The sequence below is a fragment of the Acinetobacter sp. D009 genome (assembly GCF_038562025.1).
GTDB lineage: Bacteria > Pseudomonadota > Gammaproteobacteria > Pseudomonadales > Moraxellaceae > Acinetobacter > Acinetobacter pittii.
In genome coordinates this window covers 3,434,586-3,450,692 of record NZ_CP151886.1, presented here as the reverse complement: position 1 = coordinate 3,450,692, position 16,107 = coordinate 3,434,586, and the positions used below count along the sequence as shown (strand labels likewise).

The window sequence follows — 16,107 nt, the reverse complement described above, 5'->3', positions numbered from 1 at the left end:
TCAGCTACAAGGCAAACATTAATTTACAATAGTGCTACGGCTTTTTTGCTGAATACGTTTTGCAAGGTTATAACTATCATTCAGATGAGTTTCTGCTATTTTTTTCATCATGAAATAGCCCAAACTTGCTGCTACAATTTGCCCACCTAGTGGTATAAATTTAGTCACCTGTTTCGTTACGATTTTGCCAAGAAAGCCATTAAATGTTTTTTTAACTGTAGTACGCGCTACTACAAAGCCTGAAAATTCAAAACCGCGTTTACGTAGTTCATCCCAATGAATTGTTTTAGTTTTCGGGTCGTAGACACTCACGTGTTCAGGTGCTAAGCCAAAACGGGAATTGATATCTGGAATAAGGTACGACAAAATTCCCAAATCGACTGCCACGTCAAAAAAAGGAATCGGTACAATTGCCGCTCCTGCTGAGACGTAAGCTCTTTTTTTGATGAGATCATGACACTCATCGCGAATTTGTTCCAGATTTAGGCTAGGATCAATATAGTCAGGAATCTTGTCAATTTTCATAATGTCTACCTGTATAAGTTTCTTGATGGCGTCATTTAAACCAAGTGTAAGTGACACCTAAAGTTAAATTATGCTGTGTTTAAACCAACGTGACATAGTCAGATTCAGTTGTATAGTAATGAATGTTTATGATTTTGTGCATAAATTATGCAAGCAGGATATGAAATAAATGGGGATTCATGTTATTCAAAGTCAACGTATTGATGTGTTGTTGCAAGGTGTATTGACGTCTACATCTCAAGCTTCAACGCATCCATTACAGGTTTTGAAAACCCAGCATTTTATTGTTCCAAGTCCTGCGGTCGAGCAGTGGCTGATACAAAAACTTGCAGAACAGCAAGGCATGAGTGCTAATTACCAGTTTCACCAACGGGTACGCGGCTTCCAGTGGTACGCCTACCAGCAAGTTTTAACTGCGCATAAAGAACAGGTTCGTAAAGCGAACATCCCACGTTTAATTTTTAAATGGCGGGTGCATCAAGCTTTGCACGAATTCATTCAACCTGACACGATAAGTATAGATTCGTCGCATCCTTTACATTCTATTGTCCAGCGTATTTATGACAGCGCAGATCGACTCGAACAAGGCATAGACAAACAATTAAAAAAACAAAAAATGCTGTACTGGGTCGCTGAGCAGGTTGCCGATCTATTTAGTAACTATATGATTTATCGTGGGCAGTGTCAGCGTGGTTGTGAAAATAGTTGTACCTGTCCGGAAAACTGGTTGTCTGCTTGGGGGCAGGGCCGAGCACTCGATATTGAAAAATATATTGTGCAAAAAGATGAAGAAGTGACTGCTTTTGCATTACATCAAACTGAGGAGCTAGAACGTTGGCAGCGTTGGTTATGGCAACAACATTTTCATGATGACTTTTTGCAGATGCAGCAAATTGATGCATTGTTTTGGCAAGAGTTAGATCATCCAGACCGCAGTAAGCGTGCTATTACAAGATTACCTAATCAGGTGGTGATCTTTACGTTATTAGATTTGCCGCCAAGCCAGTTACAGTTCTTGCGCCGTTTAGGACAATACGTTGATGTACTGATTTTGCACTATAACCCTTCACAAGAATATTGGGCCGATAGTGTCGATCCACTCTGGAAGCAGCGTTATGACTTAGGAGTAAAAGAACGTTTTATTGCGAAAAATCCGAAGGCTACAGATGCTGAAATTAGCGATTTCTTTAATAAATTTACACTCAATTTTAATGCTGAAGCGCGTGAGTCTAGACATCCGCTTTTAACCAGATTAGGAAAACAAGCCCGCGACCACTTTTCACTATTGTCGAATTTATCTACGGGTGAAGAAGGTAAGTGGGTTGATGCTTTTGTGGATGATTTTCCTGAAAGTCTGCTCGGTAAAGTTCAGTCAGATATTTTGCATTTGGTAGAACCGCAAGCTAAGCAATATGAACTCGCTCCAGACGATGACTCGATTCAGATTCATGTTTGTCATTCAACTTTACGTCAGCTTGAAGTTTTAAAAGAGCAGTTGATTGGTTGGTTGTCTAAACCACATGAACAGCCGCGCCGACCAAACGATATTTTAGTTTTAGTTCCTAATTTGGCCGACATAGAGCCTTTAATTCGAAGTGTATTTCCTGCTACTGCCGCTGAGCAGGGTGTGCATTTGCCAGTAAAGATTGCAGGTGTTGCATCACTTGATGCACTTAATGCTTGGCGTGCCGTGATTGGGCGTATTCAACTGATGCAGGGGCGTTTTAGCTTTGATGATTTTGCTGATTGGTTAAGTTTACATGCGACCCAGCAACGTTATGAACTTGAATATGTTCAGGTTGAGCGAATTCTAAATTTGCTTGCCGATGCAGGCTTTAAACGAGGGCTTGATGCAGAGCATCTCAAGCGCAGTTTGTGTGACGGTGATGATGATTATCGATATAGTTTTAAATTTGCCTTAGAGCGATTGGCCCTTGGCATTGCTGTGCCTGTGCATGCAACATTTAATCAGGTGTTGAGTTATGCCAAAGTTCAACCGAGCGATTTCGAGTTGGTGGGTACACTCATTCAGATTTATCAGGATTTGAATGAGCGCCGTGATTGGCTGACTCTGCATGAACAAGGAAAAGTCTATACGGTTGAATATTGGCTTCAGGTACTAGGCAAAGATATTGTTGAATTTGAGCAGGTTGGTGTTGCTGCTCTAAAAGCTGTGCGTGAAATTGTTAAAAAACAAGAGCGAATGTTGACGCTCGCAAGCTATTACGCCGAGACAGAAACAGGAACTTTGCGCAAAATTACCTTGCCACTACCTTATATTATTGAAGAAATTCAACGGACTTTAGAAAGTCAAAGTGCGCAAGCTGAGCCGACTGGGCAAATTACTTTTGCCCAAATTGGACACATTCGACCGTTACCTTATCGTTTAATGGTCCTGCTAAATCTGGATGCAGGGCAATTTCCAAACCGCGATACCCATGTTCCATTTGATTTGATGGATGCACTGCGTCAACAGTTAGGCGATCGCTCTCGACTTGAAGATGATCAAGGGGCGTTTTTAGATGCTTTATTATTAGCCCAAGACAATTTATGGCTGTTTTATAACGGCTTTGATGTGAACGATGGCGAGGTGCGAGAACCTTCCAGTATTCTTCAAGAGTTCCGTGAACATCTTGCCTTGATTGTGAAAGCTGAAAACGATGTACCTGAAAGTGTCGTTATTGAAGGGATTGAAATTCCATCACAGTTAAAACAACTCTATCACTTACATGATTTACAGCCCTTCGACCCGAAAGGTTTTACTGTAGAAAAAAGTGTTATTCGCTACCAAGATCACTGGTTTAAGGTCGCTTCACAAATTCAGCAAGTTTCAGGAAGTCGCCAACCTTGGGCGAACACAACCTATCCGTTACAAGCGCCTGACATGCTGGTTTTAGAGAGCCAACAGTGGATACAGGATGTGACATTCCCTGCACGATTATATTTGAAAACTTTAGGGGTAGAAAACTTAGGAAGTGTCGGAGTGCTCGACCAAAATGAACCTTTATTATTAGATGGTTTAGGGCGCTATGCGATCCGACATTTTTTACAACAATCTGAACAGCAAGCACAACCTGAAGTATTAATTGATCAGCTGCCTGTCGGTAAAGTCAAATATAGTGCATGGCAACAAGGTGTGTTTGAGCAAGAATGTTTACTTGAACGCCTTCACCATTATGCACCAGCAGTGACACAAACAACTCAGCGTATTTGGCGAATTGCTAAACAGCTTCATATGAATATTACCGTTCCGAAGTCTGAAACTCGGGACTGGGTGAGTATGGAACCTTCAAGCGCTCGCGCAAAAAGACGTGCTAAAGTTTGGTTAGAATATCTGCTCTGGTTAGCTTACTTAAACGAGGGAAGTGCAGGAGCTGAAAAGCGCCGTATTGTGGTTTTTAGCGATCAAACTGTGATTTGTAGTGGGATTAGTTCTGAGCAAGCTCGGCAATATTTGCAGCCATGGTTTAAAATCTGGCGCCATGCACAGCAACAACCATTGGTTTTACCAGCAGCCTTATTATTAAAGCCGTTAGAAAAAGCTAAAGCATATCAGTGGGAAACAACAAATCAGACAGAAAAAGCAAAACTGGATGAGAAGAGCTATGCTGAGCTGCTAAAATACTGGAATGAAACAGGGTCATTTACTACGATGGATATGACTCAAAATGAAGCTTGTAAGTTGCATCAAGACTGGAGCTTTATTTTGCAAGAACAAGATGCGCAAGCTTTGCTTCAACATGCTTGTGATGAGTTTGCGTATGATTTGTATCATCCGGTTTTTCAATTTCAACATTCGGAGTAAGGCATGAACTCAAGAGTACAGGTGTCTTATCAACCTATTATTGATATTGAATTTAGTGGCTTGCACTTAATTGAAGCTTCGGCAGGTACAGGAAAAACCTATACCTTATCAAGTTTGATGGTCCGTATCTTTCTTGAAAAATACTTGCCTAGACAAGTCATTGCGACCACGTTTACCCGTGCTGCTGCTGCTGAGTTAAAAAGCCGTATTCGTGCACGTTTGGTTGAAACGTACCGTTATTTAGATGCCAAGCGTAGTTTTACAGAACAAGAATTACTTACGCAGGCAGAGCAAGAACCTGACTTATTACTCCAGCATATTCTAAAGCATTTTGCGACGCGTATTGCCTATGCGTGTGAACGTTTAAAATTGGTTATAGATCAGTTAGACGAGTTATTTGTCGGAACACTCGATAGCTTTAGCCAAAAACTATTACGTGAGTTTGCTTTTGAGAGTGGCAAAATTGAACGCGCTCAAATCACCGATGATGCCAAAACTTATAGTCGTCAACTGATTCATGATGTACTGCGTGAATGGATACAGTCTCAACCTCAGACCGTGATTGATGCGTTGTATCTGGCGGGTGAATTAAAAAGTGTCGATAGTTTTGTCAAACTGGTCGAAGACTCACTGAATTTTAGTTCGGCTCACTTTAAACTCCCCGAAAAGCCTACCATTCAGTTTGAACAGCTTGCTCAGCTCAAAAAGCTGGCAGCAGAAATTGATATCAGTCTTCTAGAACCATATTACTCGCTTGATGGCGAGCACTATAAACATGTGAGCGGGACAGTATTTAGAAATGGGGCATTTAATAAACTATTTAGTGAATGTTTACCGCAGCTACTACAAGTTCTAAAGCAAAGCGACAGCATTTTGGTTTTTGATGGGTCATTAGCCGCACAACGAGAACTTGTTTTTAAGTTTTTAGGTCAACTTGCCGATCAGAAAGTTTTTAAGAAATGTCCTGCTGAAATTTCAGATGGTTTCTATCAGCATCCTTGTATTCAACAGATTCAACAGCTATTTGGCGTACTGAAAAACTACGCCGAGCAGTTCGACCAGCTTCATATTTTTTTAAAAGCCTATTTATGTGTAGAGGTGAAAAAACGTTTACCTCAGGTTTTGCAAAATAAAGGTGAAACTACTTTTTCTCAGCAAATTCGTACACTTTCTGAAGCTTTAAAAGGTGAGCAGGGGCAGCGTTTTGCTGTATTTGTTCAGGCACGTTATCCCTTAATTTTGGTTGATGAATTTCAGGACACTAACCAAGATCAAGACGACATGCTAGCGAGCATTTGGCGCCATCCAGAGCGCTACCAAAAAGGTTGTATGATTATGGTGGGTGACCGTAAACAGGCAATTTACGGTTTCCGTGGTGGGGATATGCTTACCTTTTTAAATGCCTATAAAGATATTCAAGCCAAACATGGCCGCGAATATAAGTTAATTCATAACCATCGTTCTGTTGCTGATCTGGTTGAAGTGGTCGACGCCTTATTTCAAAGGCAAATCGACTTTGGTGAAGAGGTTCAATATGACCCAATTCGAGCGGGTACTCGACCTCATCCTGTACTGATTGAGCAGAACAATCATAATCCTCACCCTTTGCGCTGGTTAATGCTCAAAGATAAAGAAACAGAGGCTCAGCAAGTTGCATGGAAGATTCGAGATCTACTTAACCAGTCACATGCTGGACAGCTATATTTTCAAAAAGATGCTCAGACTCAAGTCTTAAACGAAGATGATATTGCGGTATTGTCTCGTAATCATGATGGGTTGGATAAAGTTCAATTTGAGCTAGAGCGTTTAGGAATTCGGGTTAATAGGCCATCAAAACGAAGTGTTTTCGACTGCACGATTGCTCAAGATGTGGGTGCTTTGTTGACCGCCATACTTCATCCTTACGATGAGGCAAAAGTGAAGCGAGCTTTAATTAGCCGTCTATTTGCCATGGATTTAAAACAACTCTTGCAACTTGAGCAGACAGCCGAAGGGTTAAGCCAGTTTATGACTGGTTTTGACACGATTAGAGAGTTGTGGTCCGCTCAAGGCTTTTTAGTGGCATGGCAACAATGCCTCATCCAGTTTGATATATGGCAAAATTTGGTCGCTGCCCAAAGTAAAGATAATGAACGGGTTGTGGTGAACTTGCGTCATTTAACTGAAATTCTGAGTCAGCACAGTGAGAAATACTCAGGTGCTCAGAACCTTTATCACTGGTATCTCAAACAGTTGCGTTCTCCTCTTGACCGTGATTGGGAGTTAGAGCGTAAATTATCGAGCGAAGCTGGTGTTCAGCTCATGACAATTCACCAGTCAAAAGGGCTGGAATTTAAGATTGTATTTTTATTAGGTGCAGATAAGCCCTTTCGAGAAAATAATAAAACACTCAATTTTTCGACCCAAGATATTGTCAAACCGGACTCAAACCAGACTTTGACTCAACGTGTCGTTGCGATTGCTGACAAGACTTATTTGAATGAAATAGAACTTAAGCAGCACGAAGAACGAGCGCTCGCTGAACAGAATCGACTTTGGTATGTCGCTTTAACGCGAGCAAGCCACCGCGTCTATGCGCTTTTACAAGATGGGGATGGTAAATCAGTATCAGGCCTTGCGTTTTGGAAAAATAGGACTGAGCCTTTTCAACACCGTTGCTGTACGGATGAAATGGTTTTGGAGCAGATTCCACAGGCAATTCATTTAGCCAAACAAACAAGTATTATTGAAATACAAGCACAACGATTCCCTGAACAACGTTTTTATTCGAGAGGGAAAACCAGTTTCAGTTACTTGGCACAGCATTTAAAACATAAGGCTGGCATAGATTTATTGGCCAGCCAGAGCAATGATGCTGTATTGGCAGAAGATGAGTTGGACTTAATCAATACTGCTGAAGCAATCAGTGCTCAGCCGATTGACTGGATAAAGAATAACTTTCCTAGAGGAACGCTTGCCGGTAATTTCTTGCATGAAATCTTTGAGCATATTGATTTTCAATGTTCAGATGACTGGGTCATAGAAATACGTCGTCGTTTTAAAAATGACTATAGTAGCCTTTGGCAAGATTTACTTAATAAATATAACGAGAGTTTCCCAGAAGAGGAAGATGCAGAAAATCTGCTTTACCAGTCAGTTGCAGAGTGGTTGAAAGATATTTTGCGAACACCGCTTGATCAAGGTTTCCGGCTCAATCAGCTTCAACAAGAGCAGTATTTGTCAGAGTTTCCTTTTTATTTGGCATTGTCAGATCGGGTTCTAGCGATGACTCGTATTCAGCAACTCTTCGCTGAGTATGGGTTGAATATGCCGGAGTTACTTGAGGCTCGTTCAGCACGTTACCTAAATGGTTCTATCGATTTGGTTTATTTTGATGGGCAGCGTTACCACATTGCCGATTATAAAAGTAATTACTTAGGTGATGATCTTGCAGACTATCGTAGCGATAGCATTGCTCAAAGCATGTCTTTGGCAAGTTACTGGTTACAAGCAGGATTATATCTCGTTGCGTTACATCGCTATTTGCAAGTCAAAATGCAGGATTACCAAATTGAGCAACATTTGGGTGGGGCAACTTATCTTTATTTACGTGGTATGAATGGTGAAGCAGAGCAGGGGTACTATTATTGGGAACCTAGCGTCGAGTTTATTCTGCGTCTTGATGCCATTTTGGGGTATTTTGCTGAGGATAAAATAGCATGAAAAATGCTGATAAAATGCGTAATCTGAAGATTAACAAATACTTGGTATGTGGATAAGCCTGTCTATAACCATGTGGACAAGCGTGTGGAAAACTAGGTGGATAAGTGTGTGGACAATCTAAACAGCTCTGAACAAGCCGATTTAAGCTGGTTAACAACGTGGAGTAACTTCTTAAATCAGGCTCCATTTACTGAACAATCGCAAGTGTCAGAAGCCACTTCTTACTTGCAGCAGCTTATTGAAGCGAGCTTACAAGGCGATAGTTGTATCGATATCAGTTCAGAGCAAATTGTAGCACTTGGTCAGCTTGCTATATCTGCCGATCAAGCAACCTTAAATGTTGCCCCATGCGTCTATGATGAGCAGGGGTTGGCATTATACCGATATTGGCACCTAGAGCAACGACTTGCAGAACAAATTTGTCGATTAAAGCAACAATTAATTCAACCAGTCTCTTGTGATGACTACTTAGACCTACTCACAGACCCGCATCAACAGGCAGCTTTACAAATGGTTGCTCGGCAGAGTTTGAGTATTATTACCGGTGGGCCAGGTACAGGTAAGACTTATACACTTGCACGTATCATTGCTGTACTTAGCCAAGCAATTCCACATATTCGTGTGGCAATGGCTGCTCCAACAGGTAAAGCAGCACAGCGCATGCAAGAGGCTTTACAGAACTCATTTAACGATCCTAAATTGCTTGAATCCGGATTAGTGAGTGAAGAGCTCAGAAATCAGGGAACACAAACGATTCACCGTTTGTTGGGGATGGGACATAGCCAGACACCACGGTTTAATCAAAAACAGCCTTTGCCTTATGACGTGATTGTCGTCGATGAAGCTTCCATGCTGGATTTAAATCTGGCTACTCTTTTATTTGAAGCCGTGCCTGAGTCTTGTCGAATTATTTTATTAGGAGATGCAAATCAGCTCGCTTCTGTCGATGTCGGCGCGGTTCTTGCAGATTTGCAGCAAATACAGGCATTGGCTGATAACCGGGTACAATTACAAACCAGTCGTCGTTTTGCTGAAGGGGCATTGATTGGACAAGTGGCCAAATTTATTCAGGCACAAACCTATCAACAGGATCATGCAGCTGTTTTGCAGCAGTTTGAAATTGATATTGTTCAAGCTTCAGAATTAAAACCTATACTTCTACAAACAGATATGCCTGATGTTGTTCAGCTTGAATATTTACCAGAAGGGAATCAATTAGACCTAGATCTCTATTATCAAAAGCTAATGCTCGGTTTCCAGAGGTATGTACAGAGTCTAAAAAATTATTTAAAAGAAGAGCGCTCGATTGAACAGGTCCAAAATGTAGTAAAAGCATTTGATGATTACCGGATTTTAACCGCGGTTCGTCATGGTCCGTTTGGATTGCAGCAGTTAAACCAATATGCGCAGCGTTGGTTGCAGCAGCAACTTTCAATAGTGACAGCAGGGGGATGGTATGTCGGTCGTCCTGTAATGATGACCTATAACGATTATCAGCTCGGTATTTCAAACGGGGATATTGGTTTGTGCTTTGAGCACAGGACTCAGCCACAGCAGTTTGAAGTATATTTTCCAAGTTTGAACAAATGGGTCGCTGCAAATCGATTGCCTAAAAGTATTCAGAGTGCATTCGCTTTAACGATTCATAAATCGCAAGGGTCTGAATTTACCCATACTGCTGTAGTTTTAGATCAGGCTGCCAAGAACTTATTAAGCCAAGAACTTATTTACACTGCGATTACACGAGCTAAGAAAGTAGTCAGTCTTTTAGTACATCAAGAGGCTTTATTACAAGCATTTACAGTTCGTACTACACGAAAAAGCGGTTTAGTTCAAAAAGTTAATCGGTTAGTTCGTTAAGACAAACTTAATATTTTTACCCTTGTAAGAAAAAGCTTACATAGATTCGAGATATTTGCTGCTAGAGTACACCCCGTGTTTTTGAGATTATAAACGCACAACGAGCTTGGCACGGAATGTCGGGCAAAATCGCACAATAATAATAACTTAAGTCGAGAGACTGCGAACTTACAATGAAGTAGGTGTATAAAGAGGAAACTTACAGCCGCTAAGCCTTGTAGTTTTGGGAGAGACTACAGGGCTTTTTTATATTCTACTTTTCACTATGTTTAAAAAAGCATTCGAACGTTTCGTTTTTAACACTATCTTCACTCTGTTTTTGTCTAAAGATTTAAATCAATAATATCAATATATTTATCTATAATATGATTTCAAAACAGGCATTTTTCCTGTGAATTGTTAAGTTATATGTTATACAGAACTGTACGTTAAAGGTTAAAAATGGCTATTTACCAAATATTATACAGACCTGTACGTTTTCACTTACATGATGATAAGAAAAATACTACTTTTCTTCATAATTGGATATGTCACAATACATCACATAAGGAAATAGAAACGAAAACATCGGAAGTGAGTTAAAACAACAAGAAGGATGTGACTAGCATCTCACCAACGACAATAAAAACAGTAATAACACGATAAACAAAAACTACAGCGCAAAAAACCCAAGCAGAAATGCTTGGGTTTTTTATTTGTTTCTACACTAAGTCAGTTTCATGAGAATCACTACCAAATAACGAACGGCGTTGATCTCTTGGTATACGTGGACATTGGGTTGAGATTTGATAGAGCACTTTAGCTAAAGCAGGCAGGTGAGTACCCACTACAGATTTACCAGTTGTTAATAAGGAAACACTGATATCTCTTTCAGGGTCGGCCCAACATAAAATGTTAGAGAATCCTAAATGACCAAATGCTTGTCCTGTCATTGGGCCAAAAAGACCTACAGGATTGCTACCTAACATTGGTCCTAAAGCATAGCGCATTGGAATTAGCAAAGTACGGTCAATGTTAACGCCTGTGGTTGGAAGTGTTGCTCTGAAAATCGTTTTCTCACTAAAGATTTGCTGACCGCCGTAGCTTCCACCACTTAAAAGCATTTCAAAGAAGCGGCCGGCTTGTTCTGCACTGGTATAGATGTTTCCAGCTGGGCAAATGGTGTCCATAAAACGACTATCGTTAGTTACATCAACTGCAAGTTGTAAACCACCACCTAACACATGATTCAGGTAGTGATCGGTACCAAGGCGAGGGTGCAGACCTGTTGCACAGTTTAAGGCGACTTCTGAACGGTATTCTGGTTTTAAGCCATAATTGAAATAAGGCATCCCCATTGGTTTTTCGATAGTTTGATGTACAAATTCACGTAAATCCTGCCCAGTCACCCGTTCAATGACTTCTCCTAAAATATAACCTGCCGTAACAGCATGATAGGCAAGGTGATTGCCAGCAGGAGACACAGGTCGGGCAGCATATAAACGTTTTAAAATTTCGTCTTTATCAAATAATAAATCTGGTGTGACATCGCCATCAATATAAGGAATGCCGCCACGATGTGCTAATAAATGAAAGATCGTTGCACGACGCTTACCATTTACCCCATATTCAGGAACATAATAGCTCACGGGATCAAGCAAATTGATTTCGCCTTTTTCATCTAATAGATGAATCAACATGGCTGTGATCATCTTTGATGCTGAAAATAGGCAAACAGGTGTATCAGGTGTTGCAATCAGGGCATTTTCTTGAAGGCCTGCTGGAGAGTTCCCTTGAGCATATCCAATGCTTCGATTGAGTAAAATTTTACCTTGTCTGCGTAAGCAAAAGGTAATGAGTGGATAGTTTCCGGTTTTATATAGTGCTTCTATACTTTTCCAGATTTTTTGAATCTGGTGATCACTCATTCCACCCTGTTCAGCAGCAACTTCATCTTTTTGCCGAATGACTTGCTCAATATTGTCCGGTACTGGACAAGTGTTGGTTGAAAAAATTTTCACACGTCCCTCGCGCTTCTTTCTTTTTATTCGAGGCTAGTGTGCAGGGTTAAGGTCTTCATGTCAGTGTCTAAAATGACAAGTTACTGAAAACTATTTTGCAATCCACCTATAGATACCTTAAAATAGGCGACTTGCTGTAGTGATGCACGGCAGTCAGTTGCCTCAACTGATTCATATCGTTTACTTTTTTAAGCATCTCGGAGAAATCGAATGGCTTTAACTAATGCAGACCGCGCAGAGATCATTGCTAAATTTGCTCGCGCTGAAAATGACACTGGTTCACCAGAAGTACAAGTAGCTTTATTGACTGCTCAAATCAATGATTTACAAGGTCACTTCAAAGCTCACAAACACGACCACCACAGCCGTCGTGGTTTGATCCGTATGGTTAACCAACGTCGTAAATTGCTCGACTACTTAAATGGTAAAGACCATGGTCGTTACACTGCTTTGATCGGTGCTTTAGGTTTACGTCGTTAATTCGATTTTCACTTTGTTTTCGCTATTTCGCATGTCGCAATGCTTTATCGCTGAAAAGAGAGTTTCACTTAATGTTAGGTTAAGTGATTTTTAGAAGGGGCGCTTGTGCGCTCCTTCTTTGCGTTTAACTTATTTTAAATAATTGATCTAGTGTGATGGCTTCTAAGCTTTGTCATTTATCTACCAATCGGTGTAGTCTGAATGCCAAACCTTAGGGGTCTCACTAGAATAAAATTAGGAAAATACAATACATGTCAATGTTTAATATCGTTCGTAAAGAATTCCAATTCGGTCAACATCAAGTCGTTTTAGAAACGGGTCGCGTTGCACGTCAAGCAAACACAGTTTTAATCACTATGGGTGGCGTAACTGTTTTAGTTGCAGTTGTTGCTCAACCTAAAGCAAAAGCGGGTCAAGACTTCTTCCCGTTAACAGTTAACTATCAAGAAAAACAATATGCAGCTGGTCGTATTCCTGGTGGTTACGGTAAGCGTGAAGGTCGTGCTTCTGAAGCTGAAACTTTAATTTCACGTCTTATTGACCGTCCAATTCGTCCGTTGTTCCCAGAAGGTTACTTCAACGAAATCCAAGTAACAGCAACTGTTGTTTCTTCTGACAAAACTATGGATGCTGACATTGCAGCAATGCTTGGTACATCAGCAGCATTGTCTATTGCTGGTACTCCTTTCCGTGGTCCAATTGGTGGCGCACGTGTTGGTTTAATCAACGGTGAATATGTTCTTAACCCGAACTTCGAACAGTTGAAAGAAAGTGACCTTGACCTTGTGGTTGCAGGTACAGAATCTGCTGTATTGATGGTTGAATCTGAAGCGAAAGAACTTTCAGAAGACCAAATGCTTGGTGCTGTTCTTTTCGGTCATGACGAAATGCAAATCGCAATTCAAGCGATTAAAGAATTTGCTGCCGCTGCTGGTGCTGTTGAGTCAACTTGGGTTGCTCCAACTAAAAACGAAGCTCTTCTTGAGCAATTAAAAGCAGCTTTCGAAGCTAAAATTTCTGAAGCATATACAATTGCGGTTAAACAAGATCGTTACGCGGCACTTGATGCACTTTATGCAGAAGCTGTAGCTCAGTTCGTTCCAGAAAATGACGAAACTGGTATTGCTGATGAAGTAAACGAATTATTCGAAGACCTTAAATACCGTACAGTACGTGACAACATCTTGTCAGGTAAGCCACGTATCGATGGCCGTGATACTAAAACTGTTCGTGCTATCGACGTTCAAGTTGGCGTATTAGATCGTGCACACGGTTCTGCATTATTTACACGTGGTGAAACTCAGGCGTTAGTAACAACAACTTTGGGTAATACTCGTGATGCGTTAATGGTTGATACCCTTGCTGGTACTAAAACTGACAACTTCATGTTGCACTACAACTTCCCTGCATACTCTGTAGGTGAAACAGGCCGCGAATCTGGTCCTAAGCGTCGTGAAATTGGTCACGGTCGTTTAGCACGTCGTGGTGTTCAAGCAGTTCTTCCTGCTGCTGACCGCTTCCCGTATGTAATTCGTATTGTATCTGACATTACTGAATCTAACGGCTCATCTTCAATGGCTTCTGTATGTGGTGCTTCATTATCACTTATGGATGCAGGTGTTCCGCTTAAAGCACCAGTTGCGGGTATCGCAATGGGCTTAGTGAAAGAAGGCGAGCGTTTCGCAGTACTTTCTGACATCTTGGGTGATGAAGATCACTTAGGTGATATGGACTTTAAAGTAGCAGGTTCTGCAAACGGTATTACTGCGCTTCAAATGGACATCAAGATTGAAGGTATTACCGAAGAAATTATGGAAGTTGCATTAAACCAAGCATTTGCTGGTCGTATGCACATCCTAAACGAAATGAATAAAGTCATTTCACGTGCGCGTGCTGAAATTAGTGCTCATGCACCGACGTTTGAAGTGATTAACATTAATCCAGACAAGATCCGTGATGTTATTGGTAAAGGCGGCGCAACTATCCGTCAAATTACTGAAGAAACTAAAGCTGCAATTGATATCGAAGACAACGGTACTGTTCGCGTATTTGGTGAAACTAAAGCTGCTGCTAAAGCTGCAATTGCTAAGATTCAAGCAATTACTGCTGAAGTTGAACCAGGTAAGATCTATGACGGTAAAGTAATCCGTATCGTAGAATTCGGTGCGTTTGTAAATATCATGCCGGGTACTGATGGTCTTCTTCACATTTCGCAAATTTCAAATGAACGTATTGCGAACGTAACTGATGTTCTTAAAGAAGGTCAAGAAGTGAAAGTACAAGTTGCTGATGTTGATAATCGTGGTCGTATTAAATTGACTATGAAAGACATTGAACAAGCATAATTGTTCTGGTGACATGAAAAAGTCCGCTTGATGCGGACTTTTTTTATGGCATGATGCAAGTAATACAAAAACAGATCATTGTGGTATGCAGGTTTATTACTTTTATCGCCATCAAGCTGACGGCTATGTCTTTTTAAGCCGTGAACAGCATAATGAACACATTCTGGAGTTTTTCTGGGTTGATAGTGTCAGAGCTGATGTGGTGAACCATAACGAAGAATGGCAACAAAAGATTCAGCAGCTTTCAGGCGTGGTTATTAATGAATTTCATATGCGAGATATTGCGAATATTGAGCATCCTTGTGCATTTGATACGCTTGAAGAATATGACCTGCTTATTTTTAGAAAGCTCGTTACACCTGATGATGAAATTAAAAATGGGGAATCCCATGAGAGTGTATTTGGTCTAGCAACCACGCCGATTAGCTTTATTTTTACTCCTAAAGTTCTGATTAGTGTTCGTGAGCAGGGCAATAAATCGATTGAAAACTATATTCAACGTCTCGAAAATATTTTATGTAAAACTTTGGAAGAACAAAACAAAACCCGTAAGCTGCCTAATTCACCTGTAGATTTATGTTTACGACTGCTCAATAGTATGGTGGATGGCTACCTTGATATCCGTTCACCTTTGACTAGAAGGGTCGAGCATTGGCAACAGCAATTGCTGCAAGGTAATCGCCGTTTTAAACAATGGCATCAGCTGTTTCATGAAAATATGGCCTTTCAGCAGGTTGAAAATTTATGCGAAGAGCAAATCGAAACCTTACAAGAGTTTCGAGATGAAATTGTAGAAAATTATCATCATGTTATTGGTGAGAAGACGCATAGTTCTCAAGACCTTCTGTTGGTTCGTTTGAATGATTTAATGAGTCATGTCGAACGTATTCAAAAACATACTTTACGTTTACGTAGCGCCATTCAGTCGGCGATTGATTTGCATTTCTCGGCAATTGCAAACCAGACCAATGAAAATATGCGTATTCTTGCCATTATTACTGCCGTATTTGCACCGCTTACTCTTTTAACGGGTATTTATGGAATGAACTTTGAGTTTATTCCAGGACTTAAATCACCAGTAGGTTTCTGGATTATGCTGGGTGTCATGCTGCTAAGTACTGTTTTATTACTGTACTATTTTTATCGACAGCACTTGGTTGGACGTGGTGAAAAAAGTGTGATTGACTTATTGGCCCAGCAGCATCGCCAAGATCGGATGAATTTGTTCTGGTTTTTGGAGTATGAACCGATTAAACAGACTTTGAAGGAAGTGGAAAAGATTACTCGATTAAAGTAATAAAGACTTCCAAAAATGGCAAAGTTGTTTGGTTAGCATTGCCTTGACTATAGGGTTTAATTAGATATTTTTTATATAGGTTTGTCCTTACTT

8 protein-coding genes are annotated in these 16,107 nt (G+C 40.7%); 6 read left to right on the top strand and 2 right to left on the bottom strand.

The window, feature by feature from the left end; genetic code table 11:
• Window positions 1-18 precede the first annotated feature (18 nt).
• Window positions 19-525 carry a hypothetical protein gene (locus tag AAC388_RS16430; protein WP_005079307.1) on the bottom strand — a complete coding sequence of 169 codons (507 nt, stop codon included), beginning with the start codon at window positions 523-525 and terminating at the stop codon, window positions 19-21.
• Window positions 526-694: 169 nt separating this feature from the next.
• Here AAC388_RS16430 and AAC388_RS16425 point away from each other — a divergent pair, with 169 nt between their 5' ends.
• The 3 genes from AAC388_RS16425 (at window position 695) to recD (ending at window position 9,892) form a co-directional block, all read left to right on the top strand.
• Window positions 695-4,330 (top strand): exodeoxyribonuclease V subunit gamma, encoded by a 3,636-nt coding sequence (locus AAC388_RS16425; RefSeq protein WP_342370943.1) that lies wholly within the window; start codon window positions 695-697, stop codon window positions 4,328-4,330.
• 3 nt (window positions 4,331-4,333) lie between these two features.
• Entirely contained in the window at window positions 4,334-8,032 is a 3,699-nt protein-coding gene (locus tag AAC388_RS16420; RefSeq protein ID WP_206221813.1) for a UvrD-helicase domain-containing protein, read from the top strand.
• 108 nt (window positions 8,033-8,140) lie between these two features.
• Window positions 8,141-9,892, top strand: a complete 1,752-nt coding sequence (gene recD / locus AAC388_RS16415; protein ID WP_342370942.1) for an exodeoxyribonuclease V subunit alpha — start codon at window positions 8,141-8,143, stop codon at window positions 9,890-9,892.
• A 701-nt stretch (window positions 9,893-10,593) separates the two neighbouring features.
• Here recD and AAC388_RS16410 read toward each other — a convergent pair.
• Entirely contained in the window at window positions 10,594-11,892 is a 1,299-nt protein-coding gene (locus tag AAC388_RS16410) for an EstA family serine hydrolase (protein WP_045126415.1), read from the bottom strand.
• Window positions 11,893-12,102: 210 nt separating this feature from the next.
• Here AAC388_RS16410 and rpsO point away from each other — a divergent pair, with 210 nt between their 5' ends.
• From rpsO to AAC388_RS16395, 3 genes are all read left to right on the top strand, one after another.
• Window positions 12,103-12,372 (top strand): 30S ribosomal protein S15, encoded by a 270-nt coding sequence (rpsO, locus tag AAC388_RS16405; RefSeq protein ID WP_002114951.1) that lies wholly within the window; start codon window positions 12,103-12,105, stop codon window positions 12,370-12,372.
• Window positions 12,373-12,629: 257 nt separating this feature from the next.
• Window positions 12,630-14,717 carry a polyribonucleotide nucleotidyltransferase gene (pnp, locus tag AAC388_RS16400; protein WP_170814194.1) on the top strand — a complete coding sequence of 696 codons (2,088 nt, stop codon included), beginning with the start codon at window positions 12,630-12,632 and terminating at the stop codon, window positions 14,715-14,717.
• Window positions 14,718-14,802: 85 nt separating this feature from the next.
• Window positions 14,803-16,014 (top strand): magnesium transporter CorA family protein, encoded by a 1,212-nt coding sequence (locus tag AAC388_RS16395; RefSeq protein WP_342370941.1) that lies wholly within the window; start codon window positions 14,803-14,805, stop codon window positions 16,012-16,014.
• Window positions 16,015-16,107 lie beyond the last annotated feature (93 nt).

Excerpts from the sequence above, each read along its gene's own strand:
- AAC388_RS16395 (WP_342370941.1), top strand. The coding sequence starts at position 14,803 with ATGCAGGTTTATTACTTTTATCGCCATCAAGCTGACGGCTATGTCTTT.
- AAC388_RS16430 (WP_005079307.1), bottom strand. The coding sequence starts at position 525 with ATGAAAATTGACAAGATTCCTGACTATATTGATCCTAGCCTAAATCTG.
- AAC388_RS16425 (WP_342370943.1), top strand. The coding sequence starts at position 695 with ATGGGGATTCATGTTATTCAAAGTCAACGTATTGATGTGTTGTTGCAA.
- pnp (WP_170814194.1), top strand. The coding sequence starts at position 12,630 with ATGTTTAATATCGTTCGTAAAGAATTCCAATTCGGTCAACATCAAGTC.
- rpsO (WP_002114951.1), top strand. The coding sequence starts at position 12,103 with ATGGCTTTAACTAATGCAGACCGCGCAGAGATCATTGCTAAATTTGCT.
- AAC388_RS16420 (WP_206221813.1), top strand. The coding sequence starts at position 4,334 with ATGAACTCAAGAGTACAGGTGTCTTATCAACCTATTATTGATATTGAA.